General features: G+C 70.1%; 15 protein-coding genes. 10 read left to right on the top strand and 5 right to left on the bottom strand.

The features are described from left to right. The first annotated feature begins 13 nt into the window (after window positions 1–13). A complete protein-coding gene (locus OG389_RS12040) occupies window positions 14–394 on the top strand; it encodes a MerR family transcriptional regulator (RefSeq protein WP_328298470.1) in 381 nt (126 codons plus the stop codon). Next, a complete protein-coding gene (locus tag OG389_RS12035) occupies window positions 391–1,416 on the top strand; it encodes an aldo/keto reductase (RefSeq protein WP_328298469.1) in 1,026 nt (341 codons plus the stop codon). The genes OG389_RS12040 and OG389_RS12035 overlap by 4 nt, the downstream gene beginning before the upstream one ends. Before the next feature lie 57 nt (window positions 1,417–1,473). Here OG389_RS12035 and OG389_RS12030 read toward each other — a convergent pair whose 3' ends face one another. The 3 genes from OG389_RS12030 to OG389_RS12020 form a co-directional block, all read right to left on the bottom strand. Then, window positions 1,474–2,304 (bottom strand): DUF4429 domain-containing protein, encoded by an 831-nt coding sequence (locus OG389_RS12030; protein WP_328298468.1) that lies wholly within the window; start codon window positions 2,302–2,304, stop codon window positions 1,474–1,476. 73 nt (window positions 2,305–2,377) lie between these two features. Next, complete coding sequence (locus OG389_RS12025) at window positions 2,378–3,517, bottom strand: alpha/beta hydrolase (RefSeq protein ID WP_328303714.1); 1,140 nt, start codon at window positions 3,515–3,517, stop codon at window positions 2,378–2,380. Between the two features lie 269 nt (window positions 3,518–3,786). After that, a complete protein-coding gene (locus tag OG389_RS12020) occupies window positions 3,787–4,446 on the bottom strand; it encodes a TetR family transcriptional regulator (protein WP_328303712.1) in 660 nt (219 codons plus the stop codon). 121 nt (window positions 4,447–4,567) lie between these two features. Between OG389_RS12020 and OG389_RS12015 the strand changes: the two genes are divergently transcribed. Continuing rightward, window positions 4,568–6,181, top strand: a complete 1,614-nt coding sequence (locus tag OG389_RS12015; RefSeq protein ID WP_328298467.1) for an MFS transporter — start codon at window positions 4,568–4,570, stop codon at window positions 6,179–6,181. A 282-nt stretch (window positions 6,182–6,463) separates the two neighbouring features. Beyond that, a complete protein-coding gene (locus OG389_RS12010; protein ID WP_328298466.1) occupies window positions 6,464–6,919 on the top strand; it encodes a peptidase inhibitor family I36 protein in 456 nt (151 codons plus the stop codon). Here the strand turns inward: OG389_RS12010 and OG389_RS12005 are convergent. Both OG389_RS12005 and aceE read right to left on the bottom strand, forming a co-directional pair. Next, the gene (locus OG389_RS12005) at window positions 6,900–7,829 is read right to left on the bottom strand and encodes a potassium channel family protein (protein WP_328298465.1); all 930 of its coding nucleotides are present in this window, start codon (window positions 7,827–7,829) and stop codon (window positions 6,900–6,902) included. The genes OG389_RS12010 and OG389_RS12005 overlap by 20 nt on opposite strands. 71 nt (window positions 7,830–7,900) lie before the next feature. Continuing rightward, a complete protein-coding gene (gene aceE / locus OG389_RS12000) occupies window positions 7,901–10,633 on the bottom strand; it encodes a pyruvate dehydrogenase (acetyl-transferring), homodimeric type (RefSeq protein ID WP_328298464.1) in 2,733 nt (910 codons plus the stop codon). A 436-nt stretch (window positions 10,634–11,069) separates the two neighbouring features. Here aceE and OG389_RS11995 point away from each other — a divergent pair, with 436 nt between their 5' ends. The 6 genes from OG389_RS11995 to OG389_RS11970 all read left to right on the top strand — a co-directional run bounded on the left by OG389_RS11995 (window position 11,070) and on the right by OG389_RS11970 (window position 15,595). Continuing rightward, complete coding sequence (locus tag OG389_RS11995) at window positions 11,070–11,495, top strand: DUF3052 domain-containing protein (protein ID WP_328298463.1); 426 nt, start codon at window positions 11,070–11,072, stop codon at window positions 11,493–11,495. Between the two features lie 169 nt (window positions 11,496–11,664). After that, window positions 11,665–12,123 carry a peroxiredoxin gene (locus OG389_RS11990; protein WP_328298462.1) on the top strand — a complete coding sequence of 153 codons (459 nt, stop codon included), beginning with the start codon at window positions 11,665–11,667 and terminating at the stop codon, window positions 12,121–12,123. A gap of 140 nt (window positions 12,124–12,263) precedes the next feature. Then, window positions 12,264–12,839, top strand: a complete 576-nt coding sequence (locus tag OG389_RS11985) for a TerD family protein (RefSeq protein WP_031150730.1) — start codon at window positions 12,264–12,266, stop codon at window positions 12,837–12,839. Window positions 12,840–13,015: 176 nt separating this feature from the next. Next, the gene (locus OG389_RS11980; RefSeq protein WP_328298461.1) at window positions 13,016–13,591 is read left to right on the top strand and encodes a TerD family protein; all 576 of its coding nucleotides are present in this window, start codon (window positions 13,016–13,018) and stop codon (window positions 13,589–13,591) included. A 25-nt stretch (window positions 13,592–13,616) separates the two neighbouring features. Further along, window positions 13,617–14,732 carry a DUF475 domain-containing protein gene (locus tag OG389_RS11975; RefSeq protein ID WP_328303710.1) on the top strand — a complete coding sequence of 372 codons (1,116 nt, stop codon included), beginning with the start codon at window positions 13,617–13,619 and terminating at the stop codon, window positions 14,730–14,732. Window positions 14,733–14,854: 122 nt separating this feature from the next. Beyond that, complete coding sequence (locus tag OG389_RS11970; protein WP_328298460.1) at window positions 14,855–15,595, top strand: TerD family protein; 741 nt, start codon at window positions 14,855–14,857, stop codon at window positions 15,593–15,595. The last annotated feature ends 18 nt before the right edge of the window (window positions 15,596–15,613 follow it).

Below are 15,613 nucleotides of genomic sequence, written 5' to 3'. Positions count from 1 at the left end.
TAGCGTGGAGGCCATGAGCCTGACGCAGACGAGGTACACGATCAGCGAGGTCGAGGCCCGGACCGGTCTGACCCAGCACACCCTGCGCTGGTACGAGCGGATCGGCCTGATGCCGCACGTGGACCGCTCGCACTCGGGCCAGCGGCGCTTCAGCGACAAGGACCTCGACTGGCTGGCCTTCGTGGGCAAGCTGCGCACCACCGGGATGTCGGTGGCGGACATGGTCCGGTACGCCGAACTCGTCCGCGAGGGCGCGCACACCTTCGACCAGCGGCGCGAACTGCTGGAACGGACGCGGTGCGAGGTGCGGGCGCGGATCGCGGAGCTGACGGACGCGCTCGCCGTACTGGACTACAAGATCGATACGTATGCGATGAAGGTGGAACGGACATGACCGAGAACGGCAGCACGGCGGAGATCGAGAAGGTCGAACTGGGCAAGGGCGGCCCGCTGGTGGGTGTCCAGGGCCTCGGCTGCATGGGCATGAGCGAGTTCTACGGGGACACGGACGAGGCGGTCGCCCGGCAGACCCTCGACGCGGCGCTGGACGCCGGGGTCACCCTCTTCGACACCGCGGACGTCTACGGGCGGGGCGCGAACGAGGAGTTCCTCGCGCCGTTCGTGGCCGCGCACCGCGAAGGGATCACCCTCGCCACGAAGTTCGCCATCGAGCGGACGGACGACCCGGTGTACCGCGGGGTCCGCAACGACCGGGCGTACATCCGCCGGGCGGTGGAGGACAGCCTGCGCCGCCTGGGCACCGACGTGATCGACCTGTACTACATGCACCGGCGCGATCCGGCCGTGCCGTTCGCCGAATCGGTCGGCACGATGGCGGAGTTGGTGCGGGAGGGGAAGGTGCGCCACCTCGGGCTCAGCGAGGTGACCGGTGCCGAGCTGCGCGAGGCGCACGCGGTGCACCCGATCGCGGCGCTCCAGTCGGAGTGGTCGTTGTTCAGCCGGGACGTGGAGCGCACCGCGGTGGGCGCGGCGGCGGAGCTGGGCGTGGCGTTCGTGCCGTACTCCCCGCTCGGGCGCGGCTTCCTGACGGGTGCGTTCGCGGACGCCTCGGTGGAGCTGACGGCCGGTGACTACCGCCAGCACCAGCCCCGTTTCAGCGGTGACAACGCGAAGGCGAACACGGCGCTGCTGGCGCCGGTACGGGAGATCGCGGCGGCCCGCGGGGCCACGCCGGGGAAGATCGCGCTGGCGTGGGTGCAGCAGCGGGCGGCGGTGCACGGCCTGACGGTCGTCCCGATCCCGGGCACCCGTAGGCCGGACCGTCTCGCGGAGAACACGGCGGCGACCCGGATCACCCTGACGGACCCGGAACTGGCCCTGCTGGAACCGATCGCCGCAGGCGTCGCGGGCGACCGCTACCCGGACATGGGCTCGACTTCGGCGGCGCGCGAATAAACGGGCTCGGCCGAATCCGGCCCCGCCGGCGGGTAGGGGGCAGAGGACCCCGCAGGGTCAGTCCTCGGCCGCGAGACGGTCGCGCAGGGCCGCGTACTCGGCGTCGGTGAGCAGGCCGACACCGTGCAGCTCGCTCAGGTGCTGCAGCCGGTCGGCCAGCACCGGCGCGGGCACGGCGGCTACCGGGGTGCGGGTACCGCGCAGCCCGGCCAGGACCGCCGCCGCGAACGGCAGTGACTCGTGCACGGCCCCGTAGCCGATGCCGAAGACGGCCGAGGCGAGGTCGTGGTCCGGGCTCCGGTCACCCGGGGCGTCACGGACCGACAGCCGCAGGTGGCCCCCCGGCCGTTCCGGGGAGTGCCAGGCGACCGCGGTCAGGGCGGCCAGCGGATACCGCTGGTCGCCCGCCTTCCATTTGGCGCTCGTCGCCCCGGTGCGCGACCAGTGGAAGGTGACGGCGCTGCCGTCGAAGGCCAGCCGGGCGTCGTACGCCTTGAGGGTGGCCGGCCGCGGGACGCGCACCAGGAAGCGCTCGGCCGGGCCCGGCGGGCCGAGCCGTTCGCGCAGGGCACCGGCGAAGTCCGCCGCCCGGCCTGCGGCGGCGCCCGGCAGCACCAGCCGGTACGGATCGCACGCTTCCTTCAGCTGCCCCGCCGCCGCATCCATCAGGGGATCGGCGCCCGCCCGCGCGGAGGCGTGCAACACCACGGTGTCCCGCCGTCCCACGGTCAGGCTCACCCCGGACAACGCCTCGAGCGGAATCAGTCGTTCCCCCAAGGCGTGCCAGAGCCTGGGCGTTCGCATCCCCCGTGCGAAGCGGATGATCATCGAGTTCGTGGTGTGGTCGAACTCCCAGACGGCATGATTTCCGGCCAGTACGTCACCCATGCGGCACATCGTAAAGGGACGCACCCCTGCGCGTCCCCCCACTGAGAGGTCCGATTTCGGGTCCCGCGAGCGGTCAGGAACCGTCCGTCCGGGATATTCCGCGCCGACACGTGTCGTCACCGGTGGCACACACCGTGGAACCGAACGCACCGGTTCCGATTTTGGCGAAGTTGTCCAGGGATCCGGTACCTGGCTCGAAGTAGCCGGTGTGGTTCCTGGCCCCGGCCGCCGACAGGACCCGCGCGCCGAAGCCCGCCGAGACCGGATCCGCGCCGTGGCCCAGGCCGCCGAACTCCATATGCGGTACGTCGGCGATCCAGTCGCTCGAGTCCCGCAGCGCCCACACACGCGCCGAGGTGCCGAGGGCGGCGACGTTCCCGGCCCGCATTCCGGGGCTGCCCGCCACCGCGATGTCGGTGACCCGGCCGGGCAGTTCGTGCGCGGCGACCCCGCACACCACCGAGCCGTAGCTGTGGCAGAACAGCGCCACGCTCGCGCGTCCGGGCAGTGCGGAGGTCAGCGCACGCAGCCTGGCCGCGCCGTCCACGGCCATCCGCCCGGTCGCCGCGTCCACGCCGACCCCGGTCGGCGCGGTGTAGCCGGCCCAGGCGATGACCGCCGTCCGGCCACCGGGCGCGGCCGCGCGCTCGGCCTCGTACAGGGACTGCGCCATGCCCACGGGGGCGGTCAGGCGCCGCTCGGTGCGCTCGAAGGTGATCGCGTCGGTGTCCACGCCGGGGACGACGACCGAGATCCGGCGGGCCACGTCGAGGTCGCCGAAGACCTCGGCCACGAGGCCGCCGCCGGTGGGGTCGAAGGTGAGGATCTGCCGGTCGGGCTCGGCGAGGGACTCGAAGCGGTGGGCGCGCCGGGCCGCCATGGCGCGGTCGGCGGGGGCCAGCGTGATGTCGTGCCCGCGGACCTCCTCGGCGCGTGCGGCGCGCTGGAGGGAGATCCGGTTGGCCCGGTAACGGACGGAGGACGGCGCCCCCTCGAGGTTGCCGACCACCAAGGGGTGGCCCTCGGTGAGCCGGGCGCGTTGGGCACCGTCCAGCCCCGCGAAGAAACGTGCCACCGTCGGCGCGGGGGCGTCGGCGGCGGGCAGTGCCCGGCCTTCGAAGTGCGCGCGTGCCCAGGAGGCGAGCGCGGCCTCGCGCGGGGACGCCCCGCTGTCGGGCCGGTACACGGAGGTCCAGCCGGTGGTCGCGAGCATGAGGAAGACCACCGCCAGCGCGAGCAGGGTGCGCAGGGCGGCCGGACGTCGGACGGCGTCGGCGGTGGGGGTGTGGGCGAGGCCGGGCAGGTTCACTGCGCTCAGCCTAGGAGACCGCCACAGGTGGTGGCGCGCCGGGTGACCGGAGTCACCGCCGACCGTGGGACGCCGGGCGGCCCGCCGGCGGCGGGTGTTCCCGTGCGGGCTCCCGCGCGGGCGGCCCCGCAGACGGACGCCCCGCTCCGCGTCGGTGACGGGAACACCGCCGGTCAGACGGGGCGGCGCCAGTCGGCGGCGAGCGCCGGGCCGATCTGGTCGAGGTAGACCTCGGTCATCCGCCGGATCGTGGCGACGCTGGTGTCCTCGCCCTGCCCCCAGAGCCGGCCGGTGACGCGCATCACGCCCGAGAACGCGGCCACGGCCACCCGGGGCCGCGGATCGGCGTCCACGTCCAGACCCTCGCGCTCGGCGATCAGCAGGGCGATCCGCTCCTCCAGCTCGGTGGAGCGGCGCAGGTGCACGGCGAGCAGGGCCGGAGTGGACTCGATGAGCCGGTAGCTGCGCATGTACAGGTCGACCGGGACCAGCTCCGCGATGGCCTCCTCGACGGTGTCCCAGGCGGCGAGCACGGCCGCGCGCATCGCCTCGAAGGGCCCCTCGGCGGGCGGCCGGACGCGCAGCGCCGCGACGAAGTGCGATTCGACCAGGTCCTGGACGGCGAAGGCGACCTCTTCCTTGTTGGCGAAGTACCGGAAGAAGGTGCGCTGGGAGACGTCCACGGCGTCGGTGATCTCGTCGACGGTGGTCTCCTCGTACCCCTGGGCGATGAAGAGGAGGAGGGCGGCGCGCAGCAGCGCGTCGCGCGTACGCCGTTTCTTGCGCTCGCGCAGTCCGGCCGCCGGTGCGGGGAGGGGCCGCTGGTCGGTCATCACGGAGGGCGGGGTCCTTTCTTACGCGCAGTGGGCGGTCAGGCTACCTGTGACGGACGTGACAGCGACTGTCTGACCGAGCCGTCTGTGAAGTGTCAGTCACTGTCACTAGCCTGTCCGCATGACTAGTCAGATCACCGTCGACGGCCAGGGCGTGGAACTCTCCAAGGAACCGGGCCCGGCGCCGGTCCGTACGGGCCTGCGCGGCCACCCGTGGCTGACCCTCTTCGCCGTTGCCATCGGCGTCATGATGGTCACCCTCGACGGCACGATCGTCGCCGTCGCCAACCCCGCCATCCAGAAGGACCTCGGCGCCTCGCTCGCGGACGTCCAGTGGATCACCAACGGCTACCTCCTCGCCCTCGCGGTCTCCCTCATCACCGCGGGCAAGCTCGGTGACCGCTTCGGCCACCGCCAGACCTTCCTCATCGGCATCGCCGGCTTCGCCGTCTCCTCGGCGATCATCGGCCTCTCCAGCGGCGTGGAGCTCGTCATCGGCTTCCGCGTCGCGCAGGGCGTCTTCGGAGCGCTCCTGATGCCCGCCGCGCTCGGCCTGCTGCGCGCGACCTTCCCCGCCGAGAAGCTCAACATGGCCATCGGTATCTGGGGCATGGTCATCGGCGCCTCGACCGCCGCCGGGCCGATCGTCGGCGGCCTGCTCGTGGAGAACGTGAGCTGGCAGTCGGTCTTCTTCATCAACGTGCCCGTCGGCATCGTCGCGCTCGCCTTCGGCCTCTTCATCCTGGTCGACCACCGGGCCGAGAACGCCCCGCGCTCCTTCGACGTCCCCGGCATCGTCCTGCTGTCGGCCGGCATGTTCTCCCTCATCTGGGCCCTGATCAAGGCCTCCGAATGGGGCTGGGGCGATGTCAGGACCCTCGCCTTCCTCGGCGCCTCCCTGGTGGCCTTCGTGGCCTTCGCCCTCTGGGAGAACCACGTCTCCGAGCCCCTGATACCGCTCGGGATGTTCCGCTCCCTGCCGCTGTCCGCGGGCACGGTCCTGATGGTGCTGATGGCCTTCGCCTTCATGGGCGGGCTGTTCTTCGTCACCTTCTACCTGCAGAACATCCACGGCATGAGCCCCGTCGACAGCGGCCTGCACCTGCTGCCGCTGACCGGCATGATGATCATCGGTTCCCCCCTGGCGGGCATCGCCATCACCAAGGTCGGCCCGCGCCTCCCGCTGGTCGCCGGCATGGTCGCCACCGCGGCCGCCTGCTTCGGGATGTCCCAGCTGACCCCGGGCACCTCCACCCTCACCATGTCGCTGTGGTTCGCCCTGATGGGCCTCGGGCTCGCCCCCGTCATGGTCGGCGCCACCGAGGTCATCGTCGGCAACGCCCCGCTGGAGCTCTCCGGCGTGGCCGGCGGGCTCCAGCAGGCCGCCATGCAGGTCGGCGGCAGCCTGGGCACCGCCGTGCTCGGCGCGGTCATGGCCAGCAAGGTCTCCGGCGTCCTCGGGGACAACTGGACCGGGGCCGGGCTGCCCCCGCTCACCCCCGAGCAGCTCGACCTCGCGGAGAAGGGCGTCACCGTCGGCATCGCCCCGATCCCGCAGGGCGCTCCCGAGCAGGTCGCGGCGGCCATCAAGGGCGTCGCCAACGACACGTTCGTGTCAGGGATGAGCACCGCCTTCACCGTCGCCGGCGTGGTCGCGGTGCTCGCCGCGGTCGTGGCCGGCTTCACCAAGCGCGGCGAGAACGCCGAAGCGGGGTCGGGAGCGGCGCACATCTAGACGGCCCGGCCCACAGACCGGCGCCGCCCGGGCTGCCCGCTGCTGCCCGGGCGGCGCCCCAGGCGCCTCCGCGGCCCCGTCCGTCGCCGATCGGGCGGGGCGGCGGAGGCGTCAACTCCGTAGGTACGACAGCCCCGCCGGGCGGTTCCGGCGGGGCTGTCGCCTATCAGGGTGGACCCGCCCGCGGCCTCTTCCGCCCGGCCGTCCGTGCAGGTCAGCGTGGTGCCGACGGAGCTCCGGAAACGGTCCGGGGCCCGTACGTCCACCAGGAGTTGACCCGTCATGCGTACGTGGAACACCACTTTCACCGCGGCTGCCGTCCTCGCCGCCACCCTGCTGGTCCCGGGCACCGCGGGCTCCGCCCACGCGGCGGGCCACCCGGCCGGAGCCGGAGCCGGTCATGCGGCCGGGCCGGGGGGTGCGAAGGGCGCCGGCCACGCCTCGGGGCCTCCGGCGCTCGGGGCCTGCGCCACCGGGCAGCTGTGCCTGTGGGCGAAGCCGGAGTTCAAGGGGGCCCGCCGGACCCACGAGCTGAGCACCCTCGACATCAACAGCTGCACCGCGCTGCCCGCCGGGACCACCGCCCAGTCCCTCACCAACCGGACCGGGCGCCCGGTCACCACCTACCAGTCGGCGGAGTGCGCCGAGACCGGTGAGTTCCAGACCTACCCGGGCGACGGGGTGTGGCTGCCCCAGTCGCCCTACCAGGTCAGGGCGTTCAAGGTGTGGGAGCGCTGACGGCGGCGGCCGTCACAGCCCCTTCGGGAGCCCGGTCGGGGCCGCCCCGGACGTGGAACTCCGCGCCCGGGGCGGGTTCGCCCGCCGACGCCGGCTCTCCCGCCGACGCCGGCTCTCCCGCCGACGCCGGCTCACCCGCCGATGCCCGCTCGCCCGCCCCGGCCGGCTCACCCGCCCCCGCGGGCGCCGCTCCGCCGAGCCGGGCGACCTCGGCACGCAGCGCCCGTACCTCCGCCGCCAGTTCGGAGATCGCCGCCGTCTGGGCCCGTTCCACCAGGTCGTCGCGTTCGAAGCGGGAGATGAACCAGGCCGCGATGTTGGCGGTCACCACACCCAGCAGCGCGATCCCGGACAGCATCAGTCCCACCGCCAGCAGCCGCCCGAGCCCGGTGGTGGGGGAGTGGTCCCCGTACCCGACCGTGGTCATCGTCGTCACCGACCACCACAGGGCGTCCCCGAGGTTCTTGATGTTCCCGTCGGGCGCGTCCCGCTCCACGCTGAGCACGGCGAGCGAGCCGAACATCAGCAGCCCGACCACCGCCCCCGCCACATACGTGGTCAGCCGGATCTGCGGCGCCATCCGGGCCCGCCGGCCCACCAGCATCAGGGTGGAGACCACGCGCAGCAGCCGCAGCGGCTGGAGCATCGGCAGCAGTACCGCCGCCAGGTCCAGCCAGTGGGTCCGGACGAACGCCTTCTTCGCCCGCGACAGGCCCAGCCGCATCAGGTAGTCGGCGGCGAAGGCGGCCCACACCACCCACTCGGCGTGCGTACAGGCGTGGTGCACCCACGGACTCGCGTCGGGCGCGACGATGGGCACGGCGTAGGCGACGGCGAATCCCAGGGCGAGCACCAGCAGCGGCGTCTGCGTCCGGCGCTCCCACCGCGACTGGCGGGAGGGTTGTTTCATGGGGGCATCGTAAAGAACGCGTAAGGGGCGCCGGGACACCTGTCCCAGCGCCCCCCGCACAAGGGTGACGGTTACGCGTCGCCGCCCGCCGCTCCGGGATGGGCCGCCGTGACGTCCAGCAGCTGGTACCGGTCGATCGCCTGCTTCAGCGCCGAGCGGTCGATCCTGCCCTCGCGGGCCAGCTCGGTCAGCACCGAGAGGACCACCGACTGCGCGTCGATGTGGAAGAAGCGCCTGGCCGCACCCCGCGTGTCGGCGAAGCCGAAGCCGTCCGCGCCCAGCGAGGTGTACGTGCCGGGCACCCAGCGCGAGATCTGGTCCGGGACCGCCCGCATCCAGTCGGAGACCGCCACGAACGGACCCTCCGCACCGGCCAGCTTGCGCGTCACGTACGGGACGCGCTGCTCCTCCTCCGGGTGGAGCAGGTTGTGCTCCTCCACGGCGACGGCCTCGCGGCGCAGCTCGTTCCAGGAGGTCGCCGACCAGACGTCCGCCCGGACGTTCCACTCGGCGGCCAGGATCCGCTGCGCCTCCAGCGCCCACGGCACCGCCACGCCCGAGGCCATGATCTGCGCCCCGACGGCTCCGGCCGTACCGGCGGAGACCCGGTGGATGCCGTTCAGGATGCCGTCCACGTCGACGTCCGCCGGCTCGGCCGGGTGCTGGATCGGCTCGTTGTAGACGGTCAGGTAGTAGAAGACGTCCTCCGCGTCGGGCCCGTACATCCGCCGCAGACCGTCCTTGACGATGTGCGCGATCTCGTACCCGTAGGCCGGGTCGTACGCCACGCAGCCCGGGTTGGTCGACGCCAGCAGCTGGGAGTGGCCGTCGGCGTGCTGCAGGCCCTCACCCGTCAGGGTGGTCCGGCCGGCGGTCGCGCCGAGGACGAAACCACGGGCCAGCTGGTCGGCCATCTGCCAGAACTGGTCACCCGTGCGCTGGAAACCGAACATCGAGTAGAAGACGTAAACCGGGATCAGCGGCTCGCCGTGCGTCGCGTACGCCGAGCCGGCGGCGATCAGCGAGGCCGTGCAGCCCGCCTCCGAGATGCCGTCGTGCAGCATCTGGCCGGTCGGGGACTCCTTGTACGCGAGCAGCAGGTCGCGGTCGACCGCCTCGTACTGCTGGCCCAGCGGGTTGTAGATCTTGGCGCTCGGGAAGAACGCGTCCATGCCGAAGGTGCGGTACTCGTCGGGCGCGATCAGCACGAAGCGCCGGCCGATCTCCTTGTCCCGCATCAGGTCCTTCAGGATGCGGACGAAGGCCATGGTGGTGGCGATCGACTGCTGGCCCGAGCCCTTCTTGGCGGCCGCGTACGTCGCGTCGCCCGGCAGCTGCAGCGGCTTGGCGCGCACCACGCGGGTCGGCACGTAGCCGCCGAGGGCGCTGCGGCGGTCGTGCATGTACTGGATCTCGGGGGAGTTGCGGCCCGGGTGGTAGTACGGCGGTGCGCCGTCCTCCAGCTGGGCGTCCGTGATCGGGATGTGCAGACGGTCGCGGAAGCGCTTGAGGTCGTCGGCCGTCAGCTTCTTCATCTGGTGGGTCGCGTTGCGGCCCTCGAAGTTCGGGCCGAGGGTCCAGCCCTTGACCGTCTGCGCCAGGATCACCGTGGGCTGGCCCTTGTGGGCCTTGGCCGCCGCGTACGCAGCGTAGACCTTCTTGTGGTCGTGCCCGCCGCGGCCCAGGTGCTGGATCTGCTGGTCGGTCATGCTGTCGACCATCGCGCGCAGCCGGTGGTCGCCGCCGAAGAAGTGGTCGCGGATGTACGCGCCGGTCTCGGTGGCGTACGTCTGGAACTGTCCGTCCGGGGTGGTGTTCAGCTTGTTGACCAGGATGCCGTCGCGGTCCTGGGCCAGCAGCGGGTCCCAGGAGCGGTCCCAGATCAGCTTGATGACGTTCCAGCCGGCGCCGCGGAACTGCGACTCCAACTCCTGCATGATCTTGCCGTTGCCGCGGACCGGGCCGTCGAGGCGCTGCAGGTTGCAGTTGACGACGAAGGTCAGGTTGTCCAGACCCTCGCGGGCCGCGATGGACAGCTGGCCGAGCGACTCCGGCTCGTCCATCTCGCCGTCACCGAGGTACGCCCAAACGTGTGACTTGGAAGTGTCCGCGATACCGCGGGCCTGCATGTAACGGTTCATCCGGGCCTGGTAGATCGCCCCGAGCGGGCCGAGGCCCATCGAGACGGTCGGGAACTCCCAGAAGTCAGGCATGAGCCGCGGGTGCGGGTAACTCGAAAGGCCGTACGGGGCCTTTGACTTCTCCTGGCGGAACGCGTCGAGCTGCTGCTCGGAGAGCCGGTCCAGGAGGTAGGCGCGGGCGTAGATGCCAGGGGAGGCGTGGCCCTGGAAGAAGATCTGGTCGCCGCCGTCGCCCTCGTCCTTGCCCCGGAAGAAGTGGTTGAAGCCCACGTCGTAGAGGGAGGCGGAGGAGGCGAAGGTGGCGATGTGACCGCCGACGCCGATCCCGGGGCGCTGGGCGCGCGAGACCATGACGGCCGCGTTCCACCGGGTGGCGTTGAGGACCTTGCGCTCGATCTCCTCGTTGCCGGGGAAGAAGGGCTCGTCCTTGGTGGCGATCGTGTTGACGTAGTCCGTGGAGCGCATCTCGGGCACGGCCACGCGCTTCTCGCGGGCCCGCTCGATCAGCCGCAGCATCAGGTAGCGGGCGCGCTCACGGCCCCGCTCGTCGACGGCGGCGTCGAGCGAGTCGAGCCACTCCTGCGTCTCTTCCGGATCGAAGTCCGGTACCTGACTCGGCAGGCCACCAATGATGATCGGATTGCGATCGGATGCGGAAGCCACGCTGTTCCTTCGCTGTCGGGGGAGTCGTGCCTTGAGTCTCGCCGCCTCCCATGGTCTTACGCTCGGCAGAAATCGTCATCTTTACCGTTGGGTAATCCCTGGAGGTGGCGGGATTGTGCTGGCTGTGGCGACGACACCGGCCAAACCGCAATCTTACGCCCATGTCGATCAACCTCTTCGCAAGGCCGTTCGTCCCTCAAACAGGTATGAAAGTCCCGAGGCCGTGCCGAATGAGGTGGAATGGTGTGGGATGAATCACCAGGGGTACATGCGGAGGGGCTGAAAGTTGCGGCGAGACGGCCGCAATCGTCACCGTTTCGACGGTCCCGGCGGCCGGGTACTTGCGCGATCCGCCGCGCCCGTGTGGACTACGCCCAATGCTGCGCGTACGCGCGCCGCCGAAGAACATTCACCGAACATGAGCAGGAGGCACCCCGTGAGCGCGACCGCGGACCACGCGGAGAACCTGGCCGCCAGGCTGGGTTTCCAGTCCGAACAGGTGGTCCAGGAGATCGGCTACGACGACGACGTCGATCAGGAATTCCGTGATGCCGTAGAGGATCACGTCACCGAACTCGTCGATGAGGACTACGACGATGTCGCAGACGCGGTTCTGCTGTGGTTCCGGGAGGACGACGGCGACCTGACGGACGCCCTGGTCGACGCGACCGAACTGGTCGAGGACGGCGCACTGATCCTGCTGGTGACCCCCAAGACCGGCAAGGACGGTTTTGTCGAGGCCAGCGACATCAGCGAGGCCGCCGAGACCGCCGGCCTCTCGCTGGCCAAGGGGGCCCCCGTCGGCAAGGAGTGGACCGCCACCAAGCTGGCGACTCCGAAGACGGCCAAGTCCAAGCGCTGAGCCGCGCCCCGCAGCCAAGCGGACACACGCACCCCGCCCGCCGGAACCTTCCCGGTCGGCGGGGTGTGTGCGTTCGGCGGCGGACGGGGGCCGGACGCGCGGTGGACCCATAAGGTGAGATCACCCGAACAGCCCAACGCAGGGATGCGGGACCGAAGGGATGCGAGAGATGGCGATCGAGGTCGGCAGCAAGGCCCCGGACTTCGAGCTCAAGGACAACCACGGTGCGACCGTGCGGCTCTCCGACTTCCGGGGGGAGAAGGCCGTCGTGCTGCTCTTCTACCCGTTCGCCTTCACCGGCGTGTGCACCGGCGAGCTGTGCGAGCTGCGCGACCAGCTGCCGCGCTTCCAGAACGACGACGTACAGCTCCTCGCGGTATCCAACGACTCGGTGCCGACCCTGCGCGTCTTCGGCGAGCAGGAGGGTCTGGAGTACCCGCTGCTGTCGGACTTCTGGCCGCACGGCGAGACCTCCCGCGCCTACGGCGTCTTCGACGAGGAGAAGGGCTGCGCGGTCCGCGGCACCTTCGTCATCGACAAGGACGGCATCGTGCGCTGGAGCGTCGTCAACGGGCTGCCCGACGCCCGTGACCTGAACGAGTACATCAAGGCCCTCGACAGCCTCTGAGTCGGTGTCGCAGGCTCGTGGGCACGTTCGCCTCGAATAAGCCCGTACGGACGGGAACCCGTCACTAGGATCGAAACGTTGATCCGGTCAGAAACCGCACGACGGGGCACCGCCCCACACAAAAACCTTATGGAGGACCCGTGGGAGTCAGCCTCAGCAAGGGCGGCAACGTCTCGCTGACCAAGGCCGCGCCGAACCTGACGGCGGTCATCGTCGGTCTGGGCTGGGACGCTCGCACCACCACCGGTGTCGACTTCGACCTCGACGCCAGCGCGATCCTGACCAACGACCAGGGCAAGGTCGCCAGCGACGCGAACTTCGTGTTCTTCAACAACCTGAAGAGCCCCGACGGCTCGGTGGAGCACACCGGTGACAACACCACCGGTGAGGGCGAAGGCGACGACGAGGCGATCAAGGTCAACCTCGCCGGCGTCCCCGCCGACGTGTCCAAGATCGTCTTCCCGGTCTCGATCTACGAGGCCGAGAGCCGCCAGCAGAGCTTCGGTCAGGTCCGCAACGCGTACATCCGCGTGGTGAACCAGGCCGACAACACCGAGCTCGCCCGCTACGACCTGTCGGAGGACGCCTCGACGGAGACCGCCATGGTCTTCGGCGAGCTCTACCGCAACGGTGCGGAGTGGAAGTTCCGTGCCATCGGTCAGGGATACGCCTCGGGCCTGCGCGGCATCGCGCAGGACTTCGGCGTCAACGTCTGAGCCTGGTCCGCCAGAGCATCAGTACCACCACCTGTCCGGCGCCGTGCACTGTGTGTACGGCGCCGGACCGGCTTTGGCGACGGTCCGGGCCCACCGCCGGACCGACGCACCCGCCTCACCGCACGACCGCTTCACCGCCAGACCGCCACACCGATGTCCGGGGAGGACCACACAACATGGGCGTCACACTCGCCAAGGGGGGCAATGTCTCCCTCTCCAAAGCCGCACCGAACCTCACCCGGGTCCTGGTAGGCCTCGGATGGGACGCGCGCTCGACGACGGGAGCCGACTTCGACCTCGACGCCAGCGCGCTGCTGTGCAGCAACGGCCGTGTGCTCGGGGACGAGTACTTCGTCTTCTACAACAACCTCAAGAGCCCCGAGGGCTCCGTCGAACACACAGGGGACAACCTCACCGGCGAGGGTGAAGGCGACGACGAGTCGATCATCATCGATCTCACCAAGGTCCCGGCCGGTGTGGACAAGATCGTCTTTCCCGTCTCGATCCACGAGGCAGAGGCCCGCCGGCAGAGCTTCGGCCAGGTCAGCAATGCCTTCATTCGCGTGGTGAACGAGGCGGACGGCCAGGAACTGGCCCGCTACGACCTCACCGAGGACGCCTCCAGCGAGACCGCGATGATCTTCGGCGAGGTCTACCGGTACGGCGGTGAATGGAAGTTCCGTGCGGTGGGGCAGGGGTACGCGTCGGGACTCCGGGGCATCGCTCTAGACTTCGGGGTCAACGTTTCGTAAAGCCGTACAAGACGATGGGATGCCAGTGGTTCTGAAAACCTTCGGCTGGTCGTTCGCAGTTACTGCGATCGGACTGGTTGCTGCGATGCTCTACGGGAGCTGGGAGGCCCTCGGGATCGTGGCGATCCTGTCGATCCTCGAGATCTCGCTGTCCTTCGACAATGCGGTGGTCAACGCCGGAATCCTGAAGAAGATGAATGCCTTCTGGCAGAAGATCTTCCTCACGGTCGGCGTGCTCATCGCGGTCTTCGGCATGCGACTGGTCTTCCCCGTCGTCATCGTCGCGATCAGCGCCAAGATCGGGCCCATCGACGCCGTCAACCTGGCCCTCACCGACAAGAACCAGTACCAGCAGCTGGTCACGGACGCCCACCCGTCCATCGCCGCCTTCGGCGGCATGTTCCTGCTGATGATCTTCCTCGACTTCATCTTCGAGGACCGCGACATCAAGTGGCTCGCCTGGCTGGAGCGTCCGCTCGCGAAGCTCGGCAAGATCGACATGCTGTCGGCGTGCATCGCCCTGATCGTCCTGGTCGTCACCGCGATGACCTTCGCCACCCAGGCCCACCAGCACGGCGGCGCCCACGTGGACAAGGCCCAGACCGTCCTGATCTCGGGAATCCTCGGTCTGATCACCTACATGATCGTCGGCGGTCTCTCCGGCTACTTCGAGAACAAGCTCGAGGAGGAGGAAGAGGCCGAGCACGAGGCGGAGGAAGCGGCCAAGAAGTCCGGCAAGTCGGTCTCGGTCGTCGCCATGGCCGGCAAGGCCGCGTTCTTCATGTTCCTCTACCTCGAAGTCCTCGACGCCTCCTTCTCCTTCGACGGGGTCATCGGCGCCTTCGCCATCACCAACGACATCGTGCTGATGGCCCTCGGCCTCGGCATCGGTGCCATGTACGTCCGCTCGCTCACGGTCTACCTGGTCCGTCAGGGCACCCTGGACGACTACGTCTACCTGGAGCACGGCGCGCACTACGCCATCGGCGCGCTCGCCGTCATCCTGCTCGTCACCATCCAGCACGAGATCAACGAGGTCATCACCGGCCTCGTCGGCGTCGTGCTGATCGCCTGGTCCTTCTGGTCCTCGGTGCGCCGCAACAAGCGCCTGGAGCTGGAGGGTTCCACCGCCGAGGCATGATCGCGGCGTTAATGCGGAACGCTCAAGTGCGGGGCGGTCCGGGGGTCCACGGACCTACCGGGCCGCCCCGCTCCCGTATGCGGCGGGAGCCAAGGGGTCCAGGGGAACAGGGGGGTTGAGGGATGGGATTCTTCGACGGCGTCAGGGGCAACCGCGGCGTGCACTTCCAGTCGGGCAGCGCCTCGTCGAACGCCATCGAGCTGACCAAACGCCATCCGACGGTGTCGCTGACCAAACAGGGGGCGGTGCACGGCAATCTGCGCGTCAACCTCTCCTGGCGGATGCGCACCTCGGACATAGGCGGCCGCACGTCCGGCCAGAGCGGGCAGCTGTTCCGGCATCCGTTCAAGCTGTTCAAGCCCGACATGGTGCAGGCGCACACCCAGGGCATGGTCAACGTCGACCTCGACATCGGCTGCCTCTACGAGCTGACCGACGGTACCCGGGGCGTCGTCCAGCCGCTGGGCAACCTCCACGGGGACATCAACAATCCGCCCTACGTCAAACTCAGCGGCGACGACCGGTTCGGGGCGCCCTCCGGCGAGACGATCTTCGTCAACCTCGACCACGCCGAGGAGATCAAGCGGCTGCTGGTCTTCGTCTACATCTACGACCAGACCCCGGCCTTCGACCGGACGCACGCCCTGGTGACCCTCTACCCGATCACCGGGCCGCGCATCGAGATCCCCCTGGAGGAGCGCCACCCGCAGGCACGCTCCTGCGCGGTGGTCTCCCTGGAGAACGTCAAGGGCGAGCTGATCGTGCGGCGCGAGGTCACCTTCGTCTACGGGTTCCAGGCCGAGCTGGACCGCCTGTACGGGTGGGGCCTCCAGTGGGGCCGGGGCTACAAGACGAAGACCTGAGCGTCGCCGGGGCGCCCG

Origin of the sequence: Streptomyces sp. NBC_00435 (assembly GCF_036014235.1) — a bacterium.
GTDB lineage: Bacteria > Actinomycetota > Actinomycetes > Streptomycetales > Streptomycetaceae > Streptomyces.
The sequence above is the reverse complement of the archived record's forward strand: the minus strand, read 5'-3'. Positions and strand labels throughout refer to the sequence as shown.

Coding starts and splice junctions, on each gene's coding strand:
- OG389_RS12005 (WP_328298465.1), bottom strand. CDS start 7,829: ATGAAACAACCCTCCCGCCAGTCGCGGTGGGAGCGCCGGACGCAGACG.
- OG389_RS12010 (WP_328298466.1), top strand. CDS start 6,464: ATGCGTACGTGGAACACCACTTTCACCGCGGCTGCCGTCCTCGCCGCC.
- OG389_RS12025 (WP_328303714.1), bottom strand. CDS start 3,517: ATGCTCGCGACCACCGGCTGGACCTCCGTGTACCGGCCCGACAGCGGG.
- OG389_RS12035 (WP_328298469.1), top strand. CDS start 391: ATGACCGAGAACGGCAGCACGGCGGAGATCGAGAAGGTCGAACTGGGC.
- OG389_RS12015 (WP_328298467.1), top strand. CDS start 4,568: ATGACTAGTCAGATCACCGTCGACGGCCAGGGCGTGGAACTCTCCAAG.
- OG389_RS11990 (WP_328298462.1), top strand. CDS start 11,665: ATGGCGATCGAGGTCGGCAGCAAGGCCCCGGACTTCGAGCTCAAGGAC.
- OG389_RS12030 (WP_328298468.1), bottom strand. CDS start 2,304: ATGGGTGACGTACTGGCCGGAAATCATGCCGTCTGGGAGTTCGACCAC.
- OG389_RS11970 (WP_328298460.1), top strand. CDS start 14,855: ATGGGATTCTTCGACGGCGTCAGGGGCAACCGCGGCGTGCACTTCCAG.
- OG389_RS12020 (WP_328303712.1), bottom strand. CDS start 4,446: ATGACCGACCAGCGGCCCCTCCCCGCACCGGCGGCCGGACTGCGCGAG.
- OG389_RS12040 (WP_328298470.1), top strand. CDS start 14: ATGAGCCTGACGCAGACGAGGTACACGATCAGCGAGGTCGAGGCCCGG.
- OG389_RS11980 (WP_328298461.1), top strand. CDS start 13,016: ATGGGCGTCACACTCGCCAAGGGGGGCAATGTCTCCCTCTCCAAAGCC.